Genomic DNA, 24596 nt, shown 5'->3' with positions numbered 1-24596 from the left:
GCATTACTAAAGTCCATAATTTGGAGGATGTTTTACCCTAAATCTCGATGAGTAAAGGATTTAGCATTAGCTCCGGTGTAAGTAGCTACAATATGACCATCGCCTATCATTTGATATTTGTATGTCACTAATCCTTCTAAACCAACGGGGCCGCGGGGAGGCATTTGTTGTGTACTAACCCCTACTTCTGCACCGAAACCATAACGGAAACCATCAGCAAATCGGGTAGAACAATTATGGAATATATTAGCTGAATTGACAAGTCCAAAGAAAGTTTCAACAGATGCTGAATCTTCAGTAATAATCGCATCAGTATGACGAGAACCATATTCGTTAATATGGGCGATCGCATCTTCTATAGAATCTACAATCTTAATCGACAAAATTAAATCGCTGTATTCAGTTTCCCAGTCTATTTCTGTTGCAGTTGCAATGTTAGGCAAAATTCTTAAGGTACTTTTATCACCTCTTAATTCCACATGGCGTTCTTGCAAAGCATCGGCAACTTTTGGTAAAAATTCTGTAGCAATAGAGGAGTGAACTAACAAAGTTTCAATTGCATTACAAACAGCAGGATATTGCGCTTTGGCATCGACAGTAATCGCAACTGCTTGAGAAATATCAGCCGCTTTATCTATATAAAGATGACAAATACCATCGGCGTGACCTAGTACCGGAATGCGCGTATTTTCCTGCACAAACTTAACAAAGGAATTAGAACCTCTAGGAATAATTAAATCTACATATTTATCTAATTTCAAAAGTTCCAGAGTTTCTGCTCTAGTTGTTAGCAACTGTACCGCATCAGGGTTAACAGCAGTATGAGATAATCCCTGTTTAATTGCCTTAACTATCGCTTCACAAGAACGCACCGCTTCCTTTCCACCTTTGAGGATCACACCATTGCCCGATTTGATTGCTAAGGAAACAATTTGAATCGCCGCCTCTGGACGTGCTTCAAAAATAATCCCCAAAACACCTAAAGGACAAGTGATCCGCTTGAGAGTCAAACCAGTGTCTAGTTCGCGGTGAATTTGTACTTTACCCACTGGATCAGCTAGCTTACCAACATCTTCTACTCCAGCGATCGCATCTCTTAATTTATGTTCATCCAACTCCAAGCGCTTATAAAGTGGTTTGGGAATTCCGACCGCAGTCGCAGCTTTACAATCAGCAATATTTGCTTGTAAAATTTCATCTTTAGCTGATTCTAAAGCTTGAGCGATCGCAACAAGTGCTTGATTTTTTGCCTCAGTGGAGAGAATCGCTAGCTTACTTGCAGCTTGGCGGGTTTGCCCTGCGATCGTAATTAGGGGAGAAGCAATGTCAACAATAGTCATAGCACAAATCTTTACTTTTTCATCATCTTATCAACCTGAGTTGATCATTAGACATCTGTTGAAATTAATTATGCGTTGCCCGAAATCCTTGGTAGGCACAATTCATTAATTTTCAAACTTATGCCTATTGGTTATTGTCTTCCTCCAATCGGGTGAACCATCTGGGTAATCAATAATTAGTCTGATCGGGTGAAGCAAGATTTGGTTCAAAACATTTATTCTGTGATTATCAAACACAGGCACATTAGAGCTATTAATTTTACCCTGCCAAAAACATTCTAAGTATTATCACGCAGATTATTTGAAAATTTTAAATATGATTTATGCGTTCCCTAGACTAGACAGACATAGTAATTTATGTTTCTCTAGTCTTTTACTTAAGTAAATAATTTATACTACTTTCATTTAAATTTTTTACGAAATTGCAGTGACGATCGCTCGATTTATTCAGTATGGGTATCTAAATCTCTCTAGTTTGACGGGAATTAGGAAGCAAAGCTTCTCTCGTAAAAAACAATACCCCAAGAGAGTATAAATACGTTCCTGGGGTATTGCTGTAAGTAGGAAATAACCACTAGTCGCCAAGTAAGGACATTACCTCTTCCAACTTCTGCTTTGCCTTGTACAGGTTGATGAGCTTCTCTTGTTCCCATCTGGCAGGTGACTGCATCTTGCGACCTTCCATTGTGATTTTGATCAGTGCTGCTTGCTCATCCGTGGGTGAGTTCATCTGGTCAAGCGCTTGCCCGATATTCTGGTAAGCCTCGAAGCTTAATTGTCTTAGCCCTCTACCTTCATTCATTTGATGGATTGCGATCGCAGTGAACGCCATTAAGGAGGTAATGTAGCTGACGTTGTATCCTGCGTTCCCCGTTGGCTTGATGCCGTAACGCCGACATAAGTCTCTCAACTCAGCAATGGTTTTGATTTCGAGTTCTGACCTTGTGAACATAAAATAGAATTACCCATTAGACTTATCCGGAAATGAGAACTTTATTTGGCTGAAACCTAGCTCTGGAGAGGGTTTTAGAGGTTCCTGTTTTATATAAGCTAAAAAGCCAGCTATGTAAGGGTTTCAGCTATTTTGAGGTTTATTTGTGGATAAGTCTATTTGTAAAAGTGGTATCGGTGGTGAACTGTTTGCAAGACGCGTGTCACCACCGATTTAAAACTCTATTCTTTTGTTAACGGAACATTCAAGTTATATTTACGTTTCTCAATAATGCCTAATCCTAAAGGTAATCCAGAAAATTTTAAACCAATCAAATCTGATAGAGATAAGCCTTTGGATGGCAAACTTGCTTTCCGCGTCACCAAGGAAATAGAGGAGCAAGTCAAAGCACAAGACAACCCTCCTGAGTTTTGTAGGGATGCCATTCAGAAAGCACTGGATGAGAAGCAAGGGAAGTAATTACCGGGTTTACTCCGTGACTGAAGCAGGAGTGGTGTTAAGCTAAAAATCTTTTAATTTGCATCCTCAAAAAAATGAATTTCTTGTGGGGTGGGCATCTTGCCCGCCCTAGTTGTGCAAATTAAATGCGCGACAGCTTAGTAGACAAGAGCTTGTGGATCTTATGGAGCGATGCGACTCACCAAAGCACTTGCCAGAGGGTCAAGGCAACAGAGAAAGTTTTTCTAACAGGTTAACCTGTCAGAATATCTTTCTCTGCTGGCGTGATATTTTCGACCCTAGATTACCCTGGCTACTGGTTTTTACTAGCGCTTTATACCCTGCCCATAAAAAAACCTAGCAATGATATGCTAGGCGTAAATATTAATCTGTTTTAGTATTCCTCTAGCGATCGCAAATATGTCACTCCAAGCGTCATACGAAATGACATATGATTTCTACACCCTACCCTCACCACCACAGGATGAGTAGATTACGTGCTTGTACCCTCACGATTGCGATCGCAGTGAACTTCCATCCACTACACTAGGCGATGATTCACATATTTGATTTGTCATATAGCGATCAAATCACCTTTACGCCGCTCCATCATGCCAACAGCATAGACTTTACCGGACTTCTATGGCTTTCCATAGCATTCCGAAGAGTATGGTAAAGCATTCTACACTAGCAGGATTTTATAAAATTTCAGTACTACTGTCGATAAATAATGTATTACATTCTACGTGGTATACTGAAGAAAACAACGAAACACAGCCTCCTTACCTATTTTTATTTGTGCTATCAACTGTACGGCTGACAGGCACTATTGCCGCTATTAGTACCATCGCTACTTCTAGGTTGGATGCAAGTTTACTGCGAATGGATGGAGGATGCAAGTGATGTTTTTAGCTGTAAAGTATGCCAGGAACCGGACTTGAACCGGTGACACGAGGATTTTCAGTCCTCTGCTCTACCAACTGAGCTATCCCGGCTGGGGCTTTTGTGAGCCACGATTAATAAACATAGCAAACATCAAAGAATATAGCAAGACCTGGGAGAAAAGTATTTATGCGACCTTCAACCTCAACTTGAACCAGATGAAAACGGCTACAAATAGCAGAAACTGGACAAGAACAATACTCGGGCCAGAAGCAAAGTTGAAAATACCTGACACAATGATGCCAGCAATGCTGCTGATGGAACCAACTATCACCGACATGACTAGAAAGCGGCTAAAGTGGTGACTCATCAGTTTGGCGGTGGAGGCGGGAATAACCAAAAAGGCGTTCACCAGTAAAACGCCGACAGCCTTAATTGCTACAGCAACGGCGAGTGAAAGCAAGACTACAAACACATAGCGGTATAATTGAACGGAAATACCTTGAACTTGCGCTACATCGGGGTTAAGGGTCAATAAAATTTGCTGCCGCAGGGTTGATAGTAAGAATATGCTACCTCCCACAAGTACTAGCAGCGTCAAAATCAAATCTGTGGTATCGATCGCTAGAATATCGCCGAACAGCACCGCCATCAAGTTGCCACGATATCCTTTAATTAGGCTCGTGAGAATTACACCGATCGCTAATGCTCCAGATAACACTATGCTAAGTACGCTATCGCTAGCTAAGTCGGTTTTGTCGATAAAGTAGAGGACAATAACCCCAAAAACCAAGGTAAAGGGTAACAGCATCCAAGTAGGATTTATTTGTAGCAGCACACCTAACGCCACACCTACTAATGCTGCATGACCAACCGCATGGCTGAAAAAGGATAACTGGCGCAAGGTGACAAAACTGCCCAACATACCGCCAAGTATTCCCATTAATACAGCACCTGCGATCGCACGCTGCATAAAGGGGAATTGTAACAAGCTTACCAAGTCATTACTATTGGCGATCGCAAGCCAAGCTATTTGACAATCATTGAAGAAATTCATACGGGTGCGGCATTAATGTTGGTGCTGGTAGCGACTGAAACCTGGGCCATAGGTTGCTAACAGGTTTTGCGGTGAAAGGGCAATTTCCGGCTTCCCAGTACAAACAATGCTTTGATTCAGGCAAAGCACGCGATCGCAATGGCGATTTACCATATCAATATCATGAGAAACTTGTAATATCGTCCAACCCTCTTGCCGCTTTAACTCATTTAGCAAAGCATAGAAATCTGCTGTACCTTGCACATCAACACCAGCAAAGGCTTCATCTAGTACCAAGAGTTTCCGAGGCATTACTAAACAATAAGCCAATAAAACCCGCTTCAGTTGACCACCGCTAAGAGTACCAATCGCTTGATGCTGTAAATGATAAGCATCAGTTCGTCGTAAAGCTTCTGTTACTGCCGTCGATTTTTCCCGGTCTTGTTTCCACAGCTTAGAGAAAAATGAATTCTTTCTTTTCTCTTCATTAGTCCATCCTAGCCCCACTAATTCCTTGACAGAAATCGGAAAGCTGCGGTCAAAGATGAAGTTTTGCGGCATATAGCCCAACAGGTGACGTAAACGCCCCAGCCTTGCAATTGGACGACCCAATATTTCAATCGTACCAGCACTTCGAGGTATCAAATCTAAAACCCCTTTTACCAAAGTACTTTTACCAGCGCCATTGGGGCCGACGATGGCTGTATCTGTTCCTGGCAACAATTCAAAGGAAACATCTCGAACAGCTAGATAGCTGCCTTGATAGACAGTTAATCCTTCTACTTTCAAAATAGCCATGTCATTAGTCATTAGTCATTGGTCATTGGTCATTGGTCATTAGTCATTAGTCATTGATCATTTGCAAAGGACAAGTGACAAATGACAAATTTATTTACACGCCGTTTGCAGAGTTTGTAAGTTAGATTTCATCGCCTGAAAATAATGCTGCGGATCTGTTTCGCCAGTTTCCAGAGAATCCAGAGGACGCAAAGTTAACTTCAAGTCTTTGGAGAGGCTGACCAACAGTTTATTATCTACTCCTGGTTCACTAAATAAGGCTTTAACTTTGTACTTTTTCACTGCATTGACTGCATTTTGCACATCTGTTGGTGAAAGTTGATCTTCGGGAATTTGTACCACAGCAACTTGCTTGAGATTATAACGTTTAGCTAAATATGGAAACGCATCATGAAAAGTAATAAAAGTACAACTAGGAGTTTTCTGCAAAGTCTGCTGAAATTCGCTGTTTAAACTTTCTAATTCTTTAATATAAGCCGCAGCATTCGCTTCATAAGTAGCTTTGTTCACTGGGTCAGCAGCAATTAATCCATCCCGAATATTAGTTACCTGCTGTTTAGCCAAAACTGGATCTAACCAAACGTGCGGATTACCTTGGGTATGTTCGTGGTCTTTCTCCTGTTGCGTCGTTTTCACAACAGGTGAAATTTCATTTAAGGGTTTAATACCTTTACTAGCATCAATTTCAGTTAATTTGGAATTTTGGGCATTTTTGACAGTATTTTCTAGAAATACCTCCAAACCTAACCCATTTTTTACTAACACATTTGTAGTCGCGATCGCTTTGACATTTTCTGGTGTCGCTTGATATTCATGTACCTCCGTACCAGGTGGCACTAGAATTTCAACATCTGCGATATTTCCAGCTACTGCCTTAGTAAACAAATATATCGGCAAAAATGTCGTCACTACTTTAGTTTTTCCCGACTGCGCCCGTGGGGTAGATGCAGCTTCCTGTGCTTGCGGCGACTGTTGGGAAGTTCTTCCCTGATTCGGATTCGATTGACTACAGCCAGTAGCCATTGACAACATTAGCAGAGCAATTATGGGCAGGATGTCGCTTCTTTGCCTACTTGTTCTAAGTCCTCTACAATTCACAATCACGGTGTTTTCTCCTGAAAACGGATGCTTGCTCTGCCTCTGTCACAATTCCTAGCATTTAATACTATAATAATTCTCATTCTCATTCAAGATACATAATATCATTCTGGGTTTCTTGTGTAATGAGTAACAACAAAACTTTTTCAGACGGTACAGCTATCTGCAATTTAGTTTTCCCTGAATAATTAGGATTTATTGATTTTTTTTCTTAAAAAGTTTTCTAACTTCTGATAAGATTACTGAGAAATATTCTTAGAAACCCCACGTTTTTTTTTAACGTGGTTTGGGTGTGAATTGGAAATTAGTGTGAGGAGAAAAATGGAAAAATTCTGTAAATATCTGCTATTTACTCCAGTAGTCTGCGGTGTAATGCTATTTGTGAATACTGCTGCATTTGCAGGTGAAACATCCAGCACGTCTGAAATCAATCAACCGCAAGTTTTAGCTAATCCAGACAAAAAAGCTGAGAACGTAGCGCCAGTTCAGATAACAGGGCAAGTTACCTCTGTGTCTCAATTTTCCGACGTACAACCCACCGACTGGGCATTCCAAGCATTGCAATCCTTAGTTGAGCGCTATGGCTGTATTGCAGGATACCCAAATAGCACTTATCGTGGTAATCGGGCATTAACGCGATATGAGTTTGCTGCTGGTTTGAATGCTTGTCTTGATCGCGTTAACGAACTAATTGCTACAGCCACTGGCGATTTAGTTAACAAACAAGATTTAGCCACATTACAAAAGCTGCGAGAAGACTTTTCAGCCGAACTTACGACACTCCGAGGTCGTGTGGACTCAGTAGAAACACACACTGCTGAATTGGAGGCAAATCGGTTCTCAACCACAACCAAACTGAATGGGGAAGTGGTAATAGCGATCGCCAGTGTCGTAAGTGGAGATACAGTTAATGGTCAAAAAGTCAATCAAAATGCTGTCCTTGCAAACCGGGTGCGTCTCAACCTAGACACCAGTTTCACAGGTGAAGATTTACTCAGAACACGACTTCAAGCAACAAACCTAGACCCCTTCTCTCAGACTGCTACCTTTACACCAGAAGGTGACTTCCGATTTGCTGGTGGTAACAACAATAATCAAGTTGTCATAGACGCGCTGTTGTATCAGTTCCCTCTTGGTAAGAAAACAGGTGTCACCCTGGAAGCAAATGCAGGTGCAATTGATGATTTCACTAACACAGTCAACCCGTACCTAGATGGGGACGGTGGTACTGGTGCCCTTTCCCATTTTGGGACTCGCAATCCAATTTATTATCTAGTCAATGGTACTGGTATAGGAATAAAACACGAGTTCAGTGATAACCTTGAACTAAGCTTGGGGTATTTAGCGAATGATGCTGCTAGCCCTCAGCCAGGGTCTGGACTGTTCAACGGTGCTTATGGTGCAATGGCGCAGTTAACTGTTAAGCCTAGCAACCAAATTACCCTTGGTTTGACCTACATTAACGCCTACAAAAATACTTTTTTTGCCAATGGTAGTGGTGGTAGCAATAACGCTAATGACAACATATTGCAGAATGCTTCTACTAACTCCTACGGTATAGAAGCATCCTTTCAACCTAGCTCAAAATTTGTGATTGGTGGTTGGGCTGGTTTGACCAAAGCTCGCGTCCTTTCAGTTGGTGATGCTGAAATCTGGAACTATGCCGTCACACTGGCTTTCCCGGATCTTGGTAAAAAAGGTAACATTGCAGGCATTGTTGTCGGTATGGAACCTAAAGTTACCAGTGTGAGCAGTTCCCTCAGCAATGCAGGTATCAACAAAGATCCAGACACTTCATATCACATTGAAGGTTTCTATCAATATAAGCTGAGTGACAATATCAGCATCACCCCAGGAGTTATCTGGCTAACAGCGCCAGATCATAACAATGACAACGATGATATCGTCATTGGTACAGTCAGAACCACATTCACTTTCTAATTTTTAAAATCTTGCTTGAAGACGCAAATTAATTCTTTGTGTCTTTCGCTTTTTTAGATGATTCCAAAATAAAAACCCAGCGAAAATGCTGGGTTTTTATTTTAAAACGAGAATGACATTGTTAGTTTTTCAGACGGTGTAAATAGATGATTTTAAACCCAATACAGTTCAGTTAAGCATTTCTTGCTTCTCTTCCTTCTCTTCCTTCTCTTCCTTCTCTTCCTTCTCTTCCTTTGCGACGGCAGTCGCTACAACTCTTAGCCACCCCCTTGCGGAGGTTCCCTCCGTTGGGGGGAGTGGCGTGGGAACCCCCCTTCGGGTTCACCAGTCGCCTACGGCGGGAAACCCGCCTACAGCGCTGGATTCACCGCAACGCGCTGCCTCTCCTTTGCGTCCTTTGCGGTTCGTGAAAAAATTGACTTTGACAAAGAGTTTTAGCCTTAACCCAAGCGTATTGATTTTAAAAGGAGAACGACATTGTTAGTTTTTAAAACAGTGTAAATAGATGATTTTAAACTAACTTTGATTTCAGTTTCACAAATGAACCAGCATTCATAACACCGAACGGTAGCAAGCCCAATGTTGTAGTAGGTTCAGGGACATTAGCTAGTCTGTCGCTTTCTCTTTATCAATCCGCTCAGTTGAAAGCGCGATCGCTCTCCACTTCTGGCGATAAACTGGAATCAAAGCCTCTTGCTCAAGCGTTAAATTTTCAATCAACGACATATCGCCAACCTTGAGGCTCGTATTCCCGCTGAATTTTCACTATCCAATCACCTTGGGGAATAGAAATAGCTTTATGCTCCTCATGGGCAAGCAATGCCGACTCGGAAAACACACGCAAATAGAGTGTGCTATCTTTTTCGTATAATTCTGCGTTCCCCTCAGTAATGCGATGCTTATGCCCCGTAACTTCGCCTTCTGCCAAAGTTAAGTGAGGTATTTTTTATCCTTCAATTTGCTACACAGGTAGTAAGATTACATCACCTTGACGAATTGCTTGCATAGTTTTGCCTCAAGCGGATAGGTACAAACTCTACTTCGCTTTTACTCTTAAGTTTGATTTAATTTTGGCACAAGCTCTTAGGGATTGGGCATTGGACATTGGGCATTGGTTATTTCTCCCTCATCTCCCTCATCCCCGATTGCCCATTACCCCTTATCCCTAGAGCAGGGCTGTTTCGTTCCCTAAAAAGCTTTAAAAATCAAGGGTTATAGCAATTAAAAATTAGTTATTTTGTTACCAGCGTGCCGATAAAATGAACTATCTTACTGATATTTAAGTGCTTAAATGTTCATCTCAGGGTCACTTTTACTTACAATTTTCTCGCTAACCATCTTGACAAATCCTGTTTGAAATGGAATTAAACAGCCCTGCTTATCCCTAGAGGGGGCCCTACCGTCCCAACTCCCCTTGCCCTCATTGACAAAAGATATCGTCGTATTACACTTCTTGCGGGGTATTTTGAAAACTTTACTCGCCAATTATGCGTTAGATAAGTTAAAGATTGAAATAGCTGGAAATTCACATCCAGCGTTCCTCTACCCTATCCTTTAGCAAGGACTGCACCCTAAGTTAAGCGAATTTTCGCCCTAACGGGCAGTTTGTGTGAGGATTAAATCACCAACCTAAGCGTGACCTTTTATCTTGACAATTTGCAAAAATTAACTCAATTTGACTGTTTAGCTTAGTAGCTATTCTTTTTTTTGAAATTTCCATGTCAACTCTCGTCATCGTCGAATCTCCAACCAAAGCTCGTACCATTCGCAACTACTTGCCATCAGGCTATCGGGTAGAGGCGTCTATGGGTCATGTCCGTGACCTACCTCAGTCGGCTAGTGAAATTCCTGCTGCCGTCAAGGGCGAAACATGGGCGCAGCTAGGGGTAAATGTGGACGCCGACTTTGAACCGGTATATGTTGTCCCGAAAGACAAAAAGAAAATTGTCACTCAGCTCAAAGAAGCCCTCAAAGACGTAGATGAACTGATTCTGGCAACGGACGAAGACCGGGAAGGTGAAAGCATTAGTTGGCATTTATACCAATTGCTGAAGCCAAAAGTTCCGACTAAGCGGATGGTGTTTCACGAAATTACTGAAGACGCGATCAAAAAAGCGTTGAAAAACTGCCGCAATATTGATGAGCAGTTGGTTCGCGCCCAAGAAACGCGGCGGATTTTAGATCGGTTGGTGGGTTATACCTTGTCTCCCTTGCTATGGAAAAAAATCGCCTGGGGATTATCTGCTGGGCGAGTCCAATCTGTAGCCGTGCGACTTTTAGTGACTAGGGAACGCCAACGCCGCGCTTTCCATGAAGGTACGTACTGGGATTTGAAAGCCAGTTTGTCAAAGGAAAAAACCCCCTTTGGTGCCCAGTTGGTAACATTGGGAGGAACCAAAATAGCTAACGGCAGCGATTTTGACGCAGCGACCGGACAAATTACCGCAGGTCGCAATGTCTTGTTGCTCAAGGAAGACGAAGCGGTAGCGCTCAAGGAACGCCTAACTGGGAAAACCTGGAGTGTTAACGACATCGAGGAACGCCCAGTGACGCGCAAACCGTCGCCACCGTTCACCACTTCGACGTTGCAACAAGAATCTAACCGGAAGTTACGCCTCTCAGCCCGTGACACGATGCGGGTTGCCCAGAATTTGTACGAGCAGGGGTATATTACCTATATGCGGACAGATTCGGTGCATTTGTCAGATCAGGCGATCGCAGCTGCTCGTAGTTGTGTAGAAAAGCTCTATGGTCAACAATACCTCAGTCCCCAACCTCGGCAATACACCACCAAGTCCAAAGGCGCACAAGAGGCGCACGAAGCAATTCGTCCAGCAGGTAGCAGCTTCCGTACCCCTCAAGAAACTGGTTTGGGCGGTCGGGAACTTGCGATTTACGATTTGATTTGGAAGCGTACTGTCGCTTGTCAAATGGCTGATTCACGCCAAACTCAAATTACCGTGCAATTGCAAGTTGAGGACGCTGGGTTTCGTTCTTCTGGCAAACGGATTGAATTTCCTGGATACTTACGTGCCTACGTTGAAGGCTCAGACGACCCGGAAGCAGCACTGGAAGACCAGGAAGTAATTTTGCCGAATCTGAAAGTGGGAGATCATCCGAATTGTACAGAGCTAGAAGCAGTTGGCCACGAAACCCAACCGCCAGCTAGATACACCGAAGCGACTTTGGTGAAAACCTTAGAAAGCGAAGGTATCGGTCGTCCCAGTACCTATGCCAGCATCATTGGCACGATTATTGACAAGGGTTATGCCCAATTGGTGACTAACGCTCTTATTCCCACCTTCACCGCTTTTGCCGTCACCAACTTGCTGGAAAAACATTTTCCAGACATCGTAGATCCCAGTTTTACCTCGAAAATGGAGCAAACCCTCGATGACATTGCCACAGGTGAAGCGAAATGGCTACCCTACTTGCGGGAATTCTATCTGGGAGAGAAAGGGCTGGAAACCCTAGTCAAAGAACAAGAAAGTCAAATTGATGCCACCAAAGCTAGGACTGTGGAACTAGAGAATCTAGATGCCAGAGTCCGCATTGGGAAATATGGCCCTTACATTGAAGTCGAAAATGGTAACGGAGTTGTCACCGCCTCAATTCCCAAAGACCTGACACCAGCTGACCTCGACCCCAAACAGGTAGAAGTGTTGCTGCGACAAAAAACCACAGGCCCAGATCAGGTAGGTCGGCATCCCGAAACTGGTGAACCGATTTATGTGAAAATTGGTGCATATGGCCCCTATGTCCAATTGGGTGACAAAACCGACGAAAACCCCAAGCCGAAACAAGCCTCCTTACTCAAAGGTGTCACTCCAGAAACCGTTACCCTGGAAATGGCTGTTGGTCTGTTGGCACTACCCCGGACTTTAGGAGTTCATCCAGTAACTGGCGGCAAAATCCAAGCAAGTTTGGGGCGCTTTGGCCCTTATGTGGTTCATGACCAGGGTAAGGAGGGGAAAGACTACCGCTCCCTGAAAGTTGCTGATAATGTATTGACAATTACTCTTGAACGTGCATTGGAATTATTGTCCGAACCAAAAAAGGGACGTAGTTCCACCAACAGCAAGTCCAAGGCAGCCTTACGCGAATTGGGTACACATCCAGACGACGGCGAAACAATCAACATCTACGATGGCCCCTATGGCCCTTACATCAAGCATGTCAAAACTAATGTGAGTATTCCAGAAGGTCAATCGGTAGAAGATGTAACGCTGAGTGCGGCGCTGAACTTGTTGGCAGCTAAAGCATCGGAGGGAAAATCGACTCGCAAAACGAATAAATCAACGAGTTCCAAATCTAAGTCAACTGCTAAGTCATCAACGACTACTGCGAAAAAAAAGGGCGCAGAAAGTTAATTGCAAGTCAAGAGTCCAAAGTCTGATCCTTAACTCTTGACCCTTGATCTCCATCCTTGATAGGATGAAGTTCGGTACGTTGCAAGTGTGATACTCTAAAAAGTAAGGGAGAGCACAACGCCAAGTTTTAGAAGTGGCTTATATCCCAAATGCGGGATTGTGTCTGTGCCCGGTTGGAAGCCAGAGGTGCGAAAATATGCCATTTTCTGCGTACCTGTTAATCAAAAATTGAGGTAGTATCTCAGGAGCGGTCAGTTCATGGACTATATAGAAAAGGTGCTGGAAAAGCTTAAGGAGTTAGCGCGTAGGCTAATTGAGAGCTTATTAGGGCCAGAGGTTGAGCCAGAACCGGAACTGATTCCGATTCCTGTGAACGATCGCTCGCGCCGTCGCCACTAGCCTGAAAGTGCTGAACTCGACGTTGCAACCCTTAAACATTCTGGCACTGCATGGGCCAAACTTAAATTTGCTAGGACAGCGAGAACCAGGAATTTATGGTTCGTTGACACTGGCTGAAATTAACCGCCTGTTAGAAGAAGAAGGATTCAAGTTACAGGCGAAAGTTTTTCCTTTGCAGTCAAATCATGAAGGAATTTTGGTAGATACTATTCATGGGGCATTAGGACAATATCAGGGAATTTTGATTAATGCTGGGGCATACACTCACACAAGTGTGGCATTGCGAGATGCGATCGCTGCTGTTAACTTGCCCACAGTAGAAGTACATCTGAGTAATATCTACCGCCGGGAAGATTTTCGCCATCATTCGTACATCGCCCCAGTCGCGATCGGGCAAATAAGTGGTTTTGGCGTCCAAAGTTACTTGTTGGGCTTACAAGCATTAGTGAATCATTTAAGAGTTAGGAGTTAGGAGAGACGCGATTAATCGCGTCTGTACAAGAGTTAGGAGAGACGCGATTAATCGCGTCTGTACAGGAGTTAGGAATTGGTAGTTGGTACTAAAGTTAAGAATTAGCAATCTTTCATTAACTTCTCACTCCTCACTTTTAACTATATAATTCATGCGTTACTCTCCTATAAGTCGGTTTAAAGGTACTTTGTTTGGAGCATTTCTGGGGGAAAGTTTAGCCTCTGGTGGTGAAATACAGTTTCAGAGTTACTTAGATTTGGGTAGAATGGCGGTTCTGGGTACCCAGAGTTTGATTGCGTTGGGTAGATTAGATTTAGATGATTGGATAGGGCGTCAGCAACAAGAATCTCTTCATTTAGTAACAACTGATGATATATCAATCAAAATAATTATTGCCACACTGCCAGTAGCACTTTTTTTTCACGAAAATCCAATTAAGCTCCGACAAAACTTGCTGCATGTACTAAAAATCTGGGAGGATGACCCAGTAGTACGGGATGGAACACTAGCAGTAGGATATGCGATCGCTCTTGCCCTAACTGAAAAACTCGACCCCTTAACCCTCATACCGCAAATAATTACTTTTATCGGAGAAACACCGACATCAATACCAAAAAATTTATTAAGAGTCCAGAATTTATTAGAGCAAGGGGCTGGATTGTCAAGTGCGGAAGCTGAGTTTGCTAAGGAAGAAAAACTCAGTAACATTATTCCGATGGCATTCTACTGTTTTTTGAGTACCTTGGAAGATTTTCGTCTTGCGGTTTTGCGGGCTACTCGCAATGGCAATTTTAAAGTACAAGATGCGACACCTCTAACCTCACAAGCTACAGCTGCAATTACTGGTGCTTTATCAGGAGCATATAACGGTACAGGTGGAATTCCCGTAACTTGGCAAGTCTTACTCTTGCAGAGGAATTCTTCAGCATGGGGACTAACAAGTTTTTCCCAAATGTTAAAATTGGCTGATGTATTTGGGGCAGTGTGGTCAGGAGTGTATGATCTTTCCTTAAATCCAAGGGAGTTAACAGAGGAGGGATGTGAGGTGGCTCCGCTTTCAGTTTACGCAGCTCCTCGTGTTATTCGGTCGCGTTAATCTATTTTCACCGAACAATGGTGCGAGTGTCAAACGCTGAATACTACACAATCTAGCCAAAAACTAAAAAACTTACTAGTACAGCTTGGCAAAAATCCAGCTACCATCTCAAACCAGACAAGTTGCTCTAAGCAACGGGTTAAAGATAAGTAAGTGGGCAAGAATAAATCAAACTATGTTACGCAATGTAAAATTAATTAAATTACTTCTTAGCAAGGACTTCAGCCCTTAAAATAGGGCTGGAGCCGCTTACCCTTCGGGTGACGCTCTCTACCAGACGCTTCTCTAGGAACGCGAATAGCGTGTCGGAGACAGAGGCTTGGCCAACGTGTAGCTTGCTTAAGAGCAGGAGTAGGCGGACTCGCTCTCCGTGGCGCTATCGCTTTTAGCGTCTCCCCGAATGCCATCGGTGAGAGGCTAGCGTCTGACGTTGGAGCTACTAGACAAGCAAGCTACGCGTAGCTTGCTTGTCTTGAGAAGGGCTGTAGGGAGAAAACCGCGCTAACTCACTACAAACCTTTAATTATTCACGCCCACTTACTTAGGTAAACTGACGCCACAATGTATTAGTCTGATCTACTAGAATTTTTCAGCAAACCCTCCGACTGATTCTGTACCTAGCGATTGTGGCAAATTGGCAACAAAAAAGCCCCCGCCCCCGGAGTTGCAGCAGCCGCAGAGCAAACTTCCCTGATGATTGTCTTTTTTTTGAGCTATCAAAGTTGGCAATTGCAGGCAAAGATAATGAAAATGCAGCAATTTTTGCAGTTCTTGAACCAGCAATTGACTTACTGGCGGCGACAGTACACAGGACTACGCCGTAAGGGAAAGTTAATCAGAAGTCCCAAAGGCAAAAGTCATAGAAGGGAACTTCTAAGGACTATGGTCAAGAATGTAATCCTGTTTTTATCAAAAACTAATGAGAAAAGCAATCGCCGAAAACAAGAAAGAGCGCTTAAGTCAAAGGCAAAATCGGTCAAAACTAAGAGTAGTATTTATGCAGTCGGTTTAGATTGGGCACATGAACAGCGTTACTCAGTAATTTTAGCGATCACTGTAGTCTCCCTCACAGGTGTTATTGGGCATAAATTATACAACCAGACGCAACTCCAAATAGGAAATCCCGCGCCCCAAACGATTAGAGCGCCTTACACAGCTAGCATCGAAGATCAGAAAAAAACAGAAGCCGAGCGCAAAGCCGTCAGTAATCGCTCCTTACAAATGTTGATGGTTGATGTGGGAATCAACAAACAAATCAACGGAAATTTACAACAACTCCTGAATGATGGCAACGAAATTCGCGCTCTTGCTGGAGCTTTTCCTTTTTTTGATCCTGTAATTTTGTCCATCTCTACCCAGCGTTACCTCCGCTCTTGTCCTGACTCGGAATGGCAAGCACTACTAGTAGCTATAGAAAATAGTAAAAATCAGCAGAAAAAAGGAACAAGACAAACCGCCGCCTCCCGTTCATTATCTATAGCTGCACCCAATCAGTCACGCCAGCCGCGCACAACACCAACGCCAGTCCGCTCAATGGGAGGAAAATACGCACGCGACTGGCTCCCCAAATCTGATTCCCAGAGTCCACAGGTAAAGCCACAGAAGACAGAGCCAGTTGATTTCTCTCAAAACACTGACTTTACTCAAGCAGTAGCAGAACTAGAATCTTACCGTGTCACAACTTCTGAGAAAAACTTGTCTTTACTGATTGCCCAAATTTCCCAAGTACGCCCAAGATACACGCAAGCCACTGCCAAACTTTTACAGTTAGAGACTGTTAGCCCAGAAGCAGTATACGAGGAATCGCTCCTTTTGGATTTGTTAGATGAGGAGTGGGAAAAAACAAAAATGGGAATCCATCAGAGTTTAGAGCGGATTCTCACCCAAGGCATCCCACAGGGACTGCCAAAAAATATCTTACAGGATGCGGTGAGTTTACAATTGCAGACCTTTGTACCAGAAAACGCTGAAACTTTGGCCAAAAAACTGTTGTTAGCTGTACTTAAGCCGAATCTGCAAAGAGATGAAGAACAAACCAGACAAAACGCTCAAAAGGCTGCTGCTGGCGTGCCATCCGTGATGGTAAAAATACGGCATGGTGAGGTGATTGTCAAAAAAGGAGAGCAGATTACTGCGTGGAACTTTGAGGTGCTGGAGCATTATCACCTGATTCGCCGGCAGGTGAAATGGCAGGAGTTAGTGAATTTAGGAACCGTTATTGCGATCGCCATTAGCATTTTTGTCTGGGTAGAACGGCATATCGATTACGAATTGCGACAACGCGATCGCCTATTGGTATTATTGCTGACTCTGAGTGTGCCAGGAGTGATCACGATCGGATTGCCTTATACTACCTGGAGCGCCCTTGGTTTATTGTTGGGAAGCTTTTACGGCCCCACTTTGGGGTTGACAGTTGTCGGGCTGCTGTTGCCGATATTAGGCGTTAACTTGGATATGAGCAAGGCTGCGCTTTTAGCTGGTGTCGGGGGAGGAATATTAGGTAGTTATATTGCACAACGATTGCGATCGCGTGAAGAATTGGCATTATTGGGTGTTGCGATCGCCTTAACTCAGGGCAGCATTTATCTGGTTGTTAAAATCTTAATTGGTCAAGCATTTGGTTCAACCTGGTATATCGTTCTCCGAGAAGCCGGATTATTTGCTTTATCCGGCTTAGGCTGGAGTGTTGTTGCCTTGGGCTTGAGTCCTTATCTAGAAAAACTTTTTGATTTAGTCACTCCAATCCGTTTAGCAGAACTGGCGAACCCTAACCGCCCCTTATTAAAACGACTTGCTACTCAAACTCCTGGAACTTTTCAACATACGCTGTTTGTGGCTACCCTTGCCGAAGCTGCTGCCAAAAAACTAGGATGCAATGTTGAGTTAGTCAGGGCTGGAGCATTATATCACGATATTGGCAAAATGCACGACCCTCTTGGTTTTATTGAAAATCAAATGGGGGGGCCGAATAAACACGATACAGAGATTAAAGACCCTTGGAAGAGTGCAGAAATTATCAAAAAGCACGTAACTGAAGGGTTGGTGATGGCGCGTAAACACCTTTTGCCGACAGCGATTCAAGCTTTTATTCCAGAGCATCAGGGAACGATGCTGATTGCATATTTCCATCACCAAGCCCAGCAAATGGCTCAGTCAGATTCAAGTTTAACAGTGGATGACGCAGATTTTCGCTACGATGGCCCAATTCCCCAATCACGGGAAACAGGAATTGTCATGTTAGCAGATTCTTGCGAAGCAGCGCTGCGATCGCTGCAAGCATCGGCTAAACCTTTGCCAGAGAAGCGATCGCTCAAAGATGTCTCGACTGAACAAGCTTTAACAATGTTAAATAATATTCTGCGTGCCAAATGGCAAGACAATCAACTCGTAGATTCAGGACTAACACGAGAAGAAATTTCACAAATTTCCCAGATATTTGTAGATGTTTGGCAGCAATTTCATCACAAACGCATTGCTTATCCTAAGTTGAAGGCTAGTAGTACTGGACGGAACTCGTAATGCGATGTCTACGCCGGGTTACGCCTACCTATATCTGTTGATAATCTTGTTAAGAAGTTTTTTGAGTCGGGGTGCTCTGATAGCATATATGCTATCATTATTGCATGGCGATTAAAATTGTGGTTGATACCAGCATTTTTATTAGTGCGCTTATTAGCTCTAAGAGTTCCAGTAGAGAACTCATTCGACGCTCCTTGATAGGCGAATATCAGCCTTTGATGGGAAACGCTTTATTTTCTGAGTATGAGTCAGTTATTGGGCGAGAAGAAATTATCGCCAAATGCCCTTTAACGAGTGCAGAAATTTCTGCTTTACTTGCATCATTTATGAGTGTGAGTCAATGGATTTATATTTACTACTTATGGCGACTTAATTTAAAAGATGAAGCTGACAACCATTTAATTGAATTAGCCGTTGCTGGTAATGCTCAAATTATTGCCACTCATAATATTAAATATTTCCCAAATGCTGAATTGTTATTTCCTAACTTATCAATTTTAAAACCTGAAGAAATTATTAGGAGTTAAACAAAAATGGCTACTTTAACGATTCGTTTACCAGACGAAAAACACAACAGATTAAAAGAACTTGCTCAAGTTAAAGGCATAAGTGTAAATAAGCTGATTGAAGAACTTTCCACTATAGCTCTAGCAGAATTTGATGCCAATACCAGATTTAAAGCAATGGCTGCAACTGGGAACTCAGAAGAAGGCTTAAGGATACTGGTTAAACTTGATGCGCTGACAGAATAGAAATAAGAGAAGTTTGTAGCGGAATGATATAAGCAGCCAGTTGAGACGATTATGGGTGCGATGTCTACGACGGACTATTCGGCGTCGCTTATTATCAAAAATCCTATTTTGGGAATCTTGCCTAAAACACTTGCTAACACACTCGAATACGCTTTTCCTTCAACAACAGCTTTTTTTGCCAAAACACCTATTGGTGATATTGCTCAAATTCATATTCTGTACCCGGAAACAGAAAAAATCACCAAGACGTTTATTTTGATGTATGCCCAAGTCATCAATCCTTTGATGAAATTTATGTTTAAAAATTCAGTTTTAAAAGCAGCAGCCACAGTCATTGAACAGGATACAGGTGCAGTTGAGAGCTTGTATGCTCGGCAAAAACCAAAAATTAGATTGCCAAATGAAGAGATTATGTTCTACGCAGAAAAACTTTACCGCGATTGGTAATTTGGATTTACAAAGCCTAACTGCGCTTTACAATTAAGTAGACACTGTAGCTAATTACTGCTGGAGATACTCAAATATGCGGCAGCTAAAATCCGCCGAGGAAATGCCTGGTAGCTATGGCTTGCCCATCTTGGGGGAGACATTGGAAATATTTCGGGATTTAGAACTGTATATATGGCGACGATTCCAGCAGCATGGTTCAGTTTTTAAGACAAGCGTCCTGGGACGTAAACGTGCTTATTTAATTGGCCCTGATGCTAATCGGCTAGTGCTGGTGGAACAAGCGGAACATATGTCGTCGCGGATAGGGTGGTATTTCCTAGAACCAACATTTGGCAATAATATTTTATTACAAGATGGGGAAGAACATCGGCTAACTCGTCGCTTGATGTATCCAGCATTTCACGGAAAAGCGATCGCTACATACTTCGACACTATCCAAAATATTGTGCAAGACTTCCTCAAAGATTGGGGACAGGAAACGATTCCTTTAAATTCTAGTTTCCGCCAGCTTACCTTGATAGTTGCGACTCGCCTCTTCTTGGGAAGTCAGAACAAGAGCGAAGTTGAGCAAACCAGTCAATGGTTTACACAATTGCTAGATAGCAGTATGGCGATATTTAAATGGAATGTCCCTTCTACTTTATATGGTCGCGGTCAAAATGCTAGGGGTAAATTAGTGGCTTTCTTGCGTGAAGCGATCGCCCAACGTATCGAGCAGGGTAACTTAGAGGAATCAAAAGATGTTTTAGGATTGCTGCTAGCAGCTGTTGATGAAGACGGCAACAAGTTGAGCGAAACACAGATAATCAACGAGGCATTACTACTGCTGTTTGCTGGACATGAGACGACAGCCTCCTTGCTGAGTTGGGTAATATTTGAATTAGGTAATCACCCAGAGTGGCGAGAGCGACTGCGTGAAGAACAATTAGCAGTTGTGGGAAATAATCCCCTGGGCCTGTCCCATCTCAAACAACTTCCACAGTTAACCAACGTGCTAAAAGAAGCAGAACGGCTCTATCCCCCTGTGTATGCATATAATCGTGGTGTCCTCAAGGATATTGAGTATGGAGGCTATCGCATCCCAGCCGGTTGGTTTGTGACTATTTCGCCGATGCTGACTCACCGTTTACCAGAACTGTACACCGATCCCGATCGCTTCGACCCTGATCGCTTTGCACAACCTCGTGAAGAAGATAAGAAACATCCCTTAGCACTAGTAGGTTTTGGTTATGGTTCGCACAGTTGTTTAGGCATGGAATTTGCCCAGATGGAAATGAAAATTGTGCTTTCTACACTGCTTCGGCATTACGACTGGACAGTAAAACCGGATTATTCTGCGATCGCTCCAGTTCGTCAGCCTTCTAAAGTTAAGGATACTCTAGAAGCATATATTGAGCCTTTGAATAGCAAGCTAAATTCTTAACATGATATAAAGTTCGATTCGGTGGATAAATCAAAAGGTAGGGATAACTGCTACAACTTTCAAGCAGTGTTATACCGTTCAGTTTATAGGGAATCCTATATCTGGAACTGTATAAGACTTGTCAGTAAAGAGGTATGAAAATCACAGGAACAATCAGGGGTCTCAGTATCAAACAAGGAAAAGTATCTTGTGGGTTTATTACTCCTGATACACCAATACCAGGTCATGAAGGCAATATACTTTTTTTTGCAGATAAGCTGATTGGGGTCGCTATTGAAGATTTAGAAAGAGGCAACTTAGTAGAATTCAGTGTTAAAGAATGGAATAGAAAAGATGGGACTGTAGAAAAAATTGCTGATGAAGTATGTCTTTTAAATGAATATACCAGATTAACAGGAGTTATTAACTGGCTAAATCAGCAAGAAGGTAGAGGCTTTATTAGACCTGATATCACCTTAAAAAATCAAGAGAAAGATTTGCTATTTTTTAAGCGAGATTTAGAGGAAATTACAATCGAAAATCTTTTTAAAGGCGATAAAGTAGAATTTATCTTACAAAATATCAATTATCAAGATGGAAGGATTATAAAAGCTGTAAAAAAGATTCGTTTAGTTGTTTCAAGTTTACCTAAACCAACGGAATCTTTAAATAACAAAGCTATTTTTAATATTGATACTTCAAATGTTAAAGATATCAAAGAAAACATTAGTTACTGCTTGGGTAATTGCATGAAGCTTTCAGACTCAGCAGAGTTTGAGGATTATGTATTTATGGTTTTCAGGCTTCTGGGTATCCACAACTTGTATCAATATGACAAAAAAAATCAAGCTGGGAGAGCGGATGGTTTCTTTATAATAGGAAGCCTTGCAGTGATGTATGATTGCACGCTTAGAAAAAATTTTGATGAACACAAAAAAGAGCAGATTGAAAACTATGTAAATAAATTAAAAAATTCTCAGATGACAATTGATGTCAGACTCACAGATGGTGGAGGAAGGAAAAAAACGCTCCAAATTCAAGGTAAAAATCGTCAAGTTTGGATAATTACCCAAGAAAATACTAGAGAATTATATGATGTTGATGGGATTCGTATTAAGGAAATTTCAGTGCAAGATTTAATTAAAATATTTAATAAAAGACTATATTCAGATGCATTTGAAGAAGATGAACTATCTGCACACCTTGCAGTGATTGATAAAACTTGATTTTATCCTTTTATGATACATACTCCAATTTCTATACTGAGCTAGAAGCTCATCTCCATTGATGTCAACCTAGTATATTAACCAAATGCTAGGCTACAGTTACCAAGATTGAAAGGCAACTATGACTGCCCTGATTCTAAACCTCAGCCCCACCATTGAACTAACAGATGAGCAGTTCTTCCAACTGTGTCAAAATAATCGAGATTTGCGACTTGAGCGCACGGCAGAGGGAGAATTAATTATCATGCCACCAACTGGATGGGAAAGCGGAAATCGAAATAGTAGACTGACACAGCGTTTAGGTAATTGGGCTGACGCTGATGGCACAGGTTTGGCTTTTGATTCTTCAACGGGTTTCAAACTCCCCAATGGTGCAAACCGTTCTCCCGATGCATCTTGGGTGAGCCAAGAGCGATTAGAAGCCCTGAATCCAAACCCCGACAGATTTCTACCGATCGCTCCCGATTTTGCGGTAGAATTACGCTCTGCTTCAGACAGCTTAAAGACTGTGCAACAAAAAATGCAGGAGTATATTGACAACGGTGTGCGTTTAGGCTGGCTAATTAACCCCCAGAACCAACAGGTGGAAATTTACCGCCCAGGACAGGATGTTGAGGTTTTGCAATCGCCTAGTAGCTTATCAGGAGAGGATGTATTGCCTGGTTTTTTGCTGGATTTAGCACAGATTTTGAGTTAAGTGATCGCTGTTTCAAAATTCCAATTTTTGCATCATTAAAGATGGCTTTTTAGTAACTACGACCCAGTTTGAAGTTTTGGAGTGGTAAGATTTTTGGATATTTGATAACATCTGCAAATTCCTCGCCGAAAACTTTTCCACCGACTTTGCCACTTGGCTGTTGGGAGAACCCATTTCCCTTACGGAGTTAAGTCCTTCTGAACTCTCGTTAGAACCTATTCGAGCCGATGCACTAATTTTATTGGAATTGCCTGAACTAGTGCTTCACCTAGAGTTTCAGACTTAACCCGATGCTAATATCCCATTTCGCATGATTGACTATCGCTTGCGAGTCTATCGCCGCTTTCCCCAAAAGCTTCACTCGCTTCCGAATATGGGCAATTTGTCACTATAATTTGATAAAAATTTACAGCCAGCAATAAAAAACTAATATTGGCTTAATATTAAAAACACTGTCTGCAATAACCCGATAACAAAACCCAAAACACCGCCTAAAGTCACAATCGCTTGCAATTCATTTTTTACAATTCCCTCGATAGCATCTTCTAAATCAGCCGGTGAAGTTGATTTCACACGGTCAACTATGACTTCATCTATCGACAAAATCGGAATCACCTGCGCCACAATTACTTCTAAATCTTTTTCCAAATACTTATCTAAAATTAGAGCCAATTCTTGACTCATAACTTCTAAAGAAGTACTGACAACAGGTGAAGTACTAAGACGATTGAGCAGCACTCCAGCAATATTTTCCCAATCAACAGAATCAGTTAATCCTTGTAAAAAATCGCTGCCACTGTTTTGCAGGTAATGGCGGACACTTTCGCGGGTAGTCTTTCGTAGTTGGCGCACCGTACCCATTGGCAAGTTTTGTAATGATAAATTTTGCAGTAATTTCCGAATGCGATCGCGCATTTTTAAATCTTGAGTCAATTCCTGCAAGCGAGTATTAGTAGCCTCCTTTTCATCCAAGCAAAAAGTCCGTAACCGTGTGAGAGTATTACGTAAGCCAAACAAATTTGCTACTACCCAATAAGTACCACTGGTTTTTTCGCGGAAGCCTTCATCAATAATTTGAATTGTGCGATCGGTCAAAAAATCAACTATCGCTTGGCGCAGCACATCCGGCGGTAGAACTACTTGCAACAACCAATCAGCAAGCCGCGTGGCTTGTTCTTCACTCAACTGAAATTCCAGCAATATCTGGTCAAAAATTTGATTGATTTGCGCTTCCAAAAAGTCTTCACGTCGCGCTAAAACCTTGAGTAATCGTGGTAACGATTCCCCTAGTAAATCCCGCAAGATTCCCGCCACAATTTTGGCGCTTTTTTGGTTTTTATCTGTTTTGATTTGTTCAATCGCCAGCCGCAACAACCAGAGAATTGCTGCTTGCACGCGTTCTGTTTGCAACAAACGCCGCGCCAGATTTTGCAATTCTTTTGGCGTCAGTAGCGACCCCATGATTGTATCGGAAATGTTCTTAGCCAGACGTTCCTGGTTGCGGGGAATCAATCCAGGGGTGAAGGGTACTCTTCGTCCAGCAATGTAAATTGCTCGGTAAGGACGGAACAACATTTTGATGGCTATATCATTTGTGAAATAGCCAATAATTCCACCCAGTACCGGGGGAGACACATAAAGCCAAAGATGAGACCAGTCCAAGGGAAGAATTAAGAAAGTTAGGAGTTTAGAGTGAGGAGTTAGGAATCAAAAATAATGAATTATGAA

General features: G+C 42.5%; 20 protein-coding genes, 1 tRNA gene and 1 pseudogene. 14 read left to right on the top strand and 8 right to left on the bottom strand.

Annotation, left to right across the window (positions count from 1 at the left end):
- Positions 1 to 32: 32 nt before the first annotated feature.
- Both PUQ00_RS00190 and PUQ00_RS00185 read right to left on the bottom strand, forming a co-directional pair.
- On the bottom strand, positions 33 to 1340 hold the full coding sequence (locus PUQ00_RS00190; RefSeq protein ID WP_300411896.1) for a glutamate-5-semialdehyde dehydrogenase: 1308 nt from the start codon (positions 1338 to 1340) through the stop codon (positions 33 to 35).
- Between the two features lie 574 nt (positions 1341 to 1914).
- Positions 1915 to 2292 carry a hypothetical protein gene (locus PUQ00_RS00185; protein WP_300411893.1) on the bottom strand — a complete coding sequence of 126 codons (378 nt, stop codon included), beginning with the start codon at positions 2290 to 2292 and terminating at the stop codon, positions 1915 to 1917.
- 270 nt (positions 2293 to 2562) lie between these two features.
- Here PUQ00_RS00185 and PUQ00_RS00180 point away from each other — a divergent pair, with 270 nt between their 5' ends.
- Positions 2563 to 2751 (top strand): hypothetical protein, encoded by a 189-nt coding sequence (locus PUQ00_RS00180; RefSeq protein ID WP_300411890.1) that lies wholly within the window; start codon positions 2563 to 2565, stop codon positions 2749 to 2751.
- 901 nt (positions 2752 to 3652) lie between these two features.
- Here the strand turns inward: PUQ00_RS00180 and PUQ00_RS00175 are convergent.
- The 4 genes from PUQ00_RS00175 to PUQ00_RS00160 form a co-directional block, all read right to left on the bottom strand.
- Positions 3653 to 3725: transfer RNA gene (locus PUQ00_RS00175), tRNA-Phe, on the bottom strand.
- Between the two features lie 74 nt (positions 3726 to 3799).
- Complete coding sequence (locus tag PUQ00_RS00170; RefSeq protein WP_300411887.1) at positions 3800 to 4669, bottom strand: metal ABC transporter permease; 870 nt, start codon at positions 4667 to 4669, stop codon at positions 3800 to 3802.
- Positions 4670 to 4681: 12 nt separating this feature from the next.
- Positions 4682 to 5458, bottom strand: coding sequence for a metal ABC transporter ATP-binding protein (locus PUQ00_RS00165; RefSeq protein ID WP_300411884.1), 777 nt, complete (start codon positions 5456 to 5458; stop codon positions 4682 to 4684).
- A gap of 78 nt (positions 5459 to 5536) precedes the next feature.
- A complete protein-coding gene (locus PUQ00_RS00160) occupies positions 5537 to 6544 on the bottom strand; it encodes a metal ABC transporter substrate-binding protein (RefSeq protein WP_300412153.1) in 1008 nt (335 codons plus the stop codon).
- Positions 6545 to 6865: 321 nt separating this feature from the next.
- On the opposite strand from PUQ00_RS00160, the gene PUQ00_RS00155 reads away from it, so the two are divergent.
- Positions 6866 to 8485 carry an iron uptake porin gene (locus PUQ00_RS00155; RefSeq protein ID WP_300411881.1) on the top strand — a complete coding sequence of 540 codons (1620 nt, stop codon included), beginning with the start codon at positions 6866 to 6868 and terminating at the stop codon, positions 8483 to 8485.
- A gap of 712 nt (positions 8486 to 9197) precedes the next feature.
- Here the strand turns inward: PUQ00_RS00155 and PUQ00_RS00150 are convergent.
- Entirely contained in the window at positions 9198 to 9413 is a 216-nt protein-coding gene (locus PUQ00_RS00150; RefSeq protein WP_300411878.1) for a hypothetical protein, read from the bottom strand.
- 790 nt (positions 9414 to 10203) lie between these two features.
- Between PUQ00_RS00150 and topA the strand changes: the two genes are divergently transcribed.
- The 12 genes and pseudogenes from topA to PUQ00_RS00090 all read left to right on the top strand — a co-directional run.
- The gene (topA, locus tag PUQ00_RS00145; protein WP_300411875.1) at positions 10204 to 12855 is read left to right on the top strand and encodes a type I DNA topoisomerase; all 2652 of its coding nucleotides are present in this window, start codon (positions 10204 to 10206) and stop codon (positions 12853 to 12855) included.
- A gap of 258 nt (positions 12856 to 13113) precedes the next feature.
- Complete coding sequence (locus PUQ00_RS00140; protein ID WP_300411872.1) at positions 13114 to 13254, top strand: hypothetical protein; 141 nt, start codon at positions 13114 to 13116, stop codon at positions 13252 to 13254.
- Positions 13255 to 13276: 22 nt separating this feature from the next.
- Positions 13277 to 13726: a type II 3-dehydroquinate dehydratase gene (aroQ, locus tag PUQ00_RS00135; RefSeq protein WP_300412151.1), complete on the top strand. Its 450-nt coding sequence runs from the start codon at positions 13277 to 13279 to the stop codon at positions 13724 to 13726.
- A 151-nt stretch (positions 13727 to 13877) separates the two neighbouring features.
- The gene (locus tag PUQ00_RS00130) at positions 13878 to 14822 is read left to right on the top strand and encodes an ADP-ribosylglycohydrolase family protein (RefSeq protein WP_300411869.1); all 945 of its coding nucleotides are present in this window, start codon (positions 13878 to 13880) and stop codon (positions 14820 to 14822) included.
- A 744-nt stretch (positions 14823 to 15566) separates the two neighbouring features.
- A complete protein-coding gene (locus PUQ00_RS00125) occupies positions 15567 to 18341 on the top strand; it encodes an HDIG domain-containing metalloprotein (RefSeq protein ID WP_300412148.1) in 2775 nt (924 codons plus the stop codon).
- 104 nt (positions 18342 to 18445) lie between these two features.
- Complete coding sequence (locus tag PUQ00_RS00120) at positions 18446 to 18868, top strand: putative toxin-antitoxin system toxin component, PIN family (RefSeq protein ID WP_300411867.1); 423 nt, start codon at positions 18446 to 18448, stop codon at positions 18866 to 18868.
- Positions 18869 to 18874: 6 nt separating this feature from the next.
- Positions 18875 to 19093 (top strand): toxin-antitoxin system HicB family antitoxin, encoded by a 219-nt coding sequence (locus tag PUQ00_RS00115; RefSeq protein ID WP_300411865.1) that lies wholly within the window; start codon positions 18875 to 18877, stop codon positions 19091 to 19093.
- Between the two features lie 117 nt (positions 19094 to 19210).
- Positions 19211 to 19540, top strand: a complete 330-nt coding sequence (locus PUQ00_RS00110; RefSeq protein WP_300411862.1) for a hypothetical protein — start codon at positions 19211 to 19213, stop codon at positions 19538 to 19540.
- A gap of 76 nt (positions 19541 to 19616) precedes the next feature.
- Positions 19617 to 20966 carry a cytochrome P450 gene (locus PUQ00_RS00105; RefSeq protein ID WP_300411859.1) on the top strand — a complete coding sequence of 450 codons (1350 nt, stop codon included), beginning with the start codon at positions 19617 to 19619 and terminating at the stop codon, positions 20964 to 20966.
- 134 nt (positions 20967 to 21100) lie between these two features.
- Positions 21101 to 22171: a cold shock domain-containing protein gene (locus tag PUQ00_RS00100; protein ID WP_300411856.1), complete on the top strand. Its 1071-nt coding sequence runs from the start codon at positions 21101 to 21103 to the stop codon at positions 22169 to 22171.
- Between the two features lie 121 nt (positions 22172 to 22292).
- A complete protein-coding gene (locus PUQ00_RS00095) occupies positions 22293 to 22868 on the top strand; it encodes a Uma2 family endonuclease (RefSeq protein WP_300411853.1) in 576 nt (191 codons plus the stop codon).
- Positions 22869 to 22965: 97 nt separating this feature from the next.
- Positions 22966 to 23223 (top strand): annotated as a pseudogene (locus PUQ00_RS00090) (flagellar assembly protein H); the annotation flags it as partial.
- Positions 23224 to 23294: 71 nt separating this feature from the next.
- Here the strand turns inward: PUQ00_RS00090 and PUQ00_RS00085 are convergent.
- The gene (locus PUQ00_RS00085; protein WP_300411850.1) at positions 23295 to 24530 is read right to left on the bottom strand and encodes a DUF445 domain-containing protein; all 1236 of its coding nucleotides are present in this window, start codon (positions 24528 to 24530) and stop codon (positions 23295 to 23297) included.
- Positions 24531 to 24596: the final 66 nt, after the last annotated feature.

It is taken from the genome of Nostoc sp. S13, from assembly GCF_029379315.1.
Classification (GTDB): Bacteria; Cyanobacteriota; Cyanobacteriia; order Cyanobacteriales; family Nostocaceae; genus Nostoc.
The sequence above is the reverse complement of the archived record's forward strand: the minus strand, read 5'-3'. Positions and strand labels throughout refer to the sequence as shown.

What these genes read in the sequence shown, in the direction of transcription:
- PUQ00_RS00170 (WP_300411887.1), bottom strand. Translation starts at nt 4,669, where the DNA reads ATGAATTTCTTCAATGATTGTCAAATAGCTTGGCTTGCGATCGCCAAT.
- PUQ00_RS00130 (WP_300411869.1), top strand. Translation starts at nt 13,878, where the DNA reads ATGCGTTACTCTCCTATAAGTCGGTTTAAAGGTACTTTGTTTGGAGCA.
- PUQ00_RS00140 (WP_300411872.1), top strand. Translation starts at nt 13,114, where the DNA reads ATGGACTATATAGAAAAGGTGCTGGAAAAGCTTAAGGAGTTAGCGCGT.
- PUQ00_RS00105 (WP_300411859.1), top strand. Translation starts at nt 19,617, where the DNA reads ATGCGGCAGCTAAAATCCGCCGAGGAAATGCCTGGTAGCTATGGCTTG.
- PUQ00_RS00190 (WP_300411896.1), bottom strand. Translation starts at nt 1,340, where the DNA reads ATGACTATTGTTGACATTGCTTCTCCCCTAATTACGATCGCAGGGCAA.
- PUQ00_RS00115 (WP_300411865.1), top strand. Translation starts at nt 18,875, where the DNA reads ATGGCTACTTTAACGATTCGTTTACCAGACGAAAAACACAACAGATTA.
- PUQ00_RS00180 (WP_300411890.1), top strand. Translation starts at nt 2,563, where the DNA reads ATGCCTAATCCTAAAGGTAATCCAGAAAATTTTAAACCAATCAAATCT.
- PUQ00_RS00185 (WP_300411893.1), bottom strand. Translation starts at nt 2,292, where the DNA reads ATGTTCACAAGGTCAGAACTCGAAATCAAAACCATTGCTGAGTTGAGA.
- PUQ00_RS00165 (WP_300411884.1), bottom strand. Translation starts at nt 5,458, where the DNA reads ATGACTAATGACATGGCTATTTTGAAAGTAGAAGGATTAACTGTCTAT.
- PUQ00_RS00100 (WP_300411856.1), top strand. Translation starts at nt 21,101, where the DNA reads ATGAAAATCACAGGAACAATCAGGGGTCTCAGTATCAAACAAGGAAAA.
- PUQ00_RS00125 (WP_300412148.1), top strand. Translation starts at nt 15,567, where the DNA reads ATGAAAATGCAGCAATTTTTGCAGTTCTTGAACCAGCAATTGACTTAC.
- PUQ00_RS00095 (WP_300411853.1), top strand. Translation starts at nt 22,293, where the DNA reads ATGACTGCCCTGATTCTAAACCTCAGCCCCACCATTGAACTAACAGAT.
- PUQ00_RS00120 (WP_300411867.1), top strand. Translation starts at nt 18,446, where the DNA reads ATGGCGATTAAAATTGTGGTTGATACCAGCATTTTTATTAGTGCGCTT.
- topA (WP_300411875.1), top strand. Translation starts at nt 10,204, where the DNA reads ATGTCAACTCTCGTCATCGTCGAATCTCCAACCAAAGCTCGTACCATT.
- PUQ00_RS00155 (WP_300411881.1), top strand. Translation starts at nt 6,866, where the DNA reads ATGGAAAAATTCTGTAAATATCTGCTATTTACTCCAGTAGTCTGCGGT.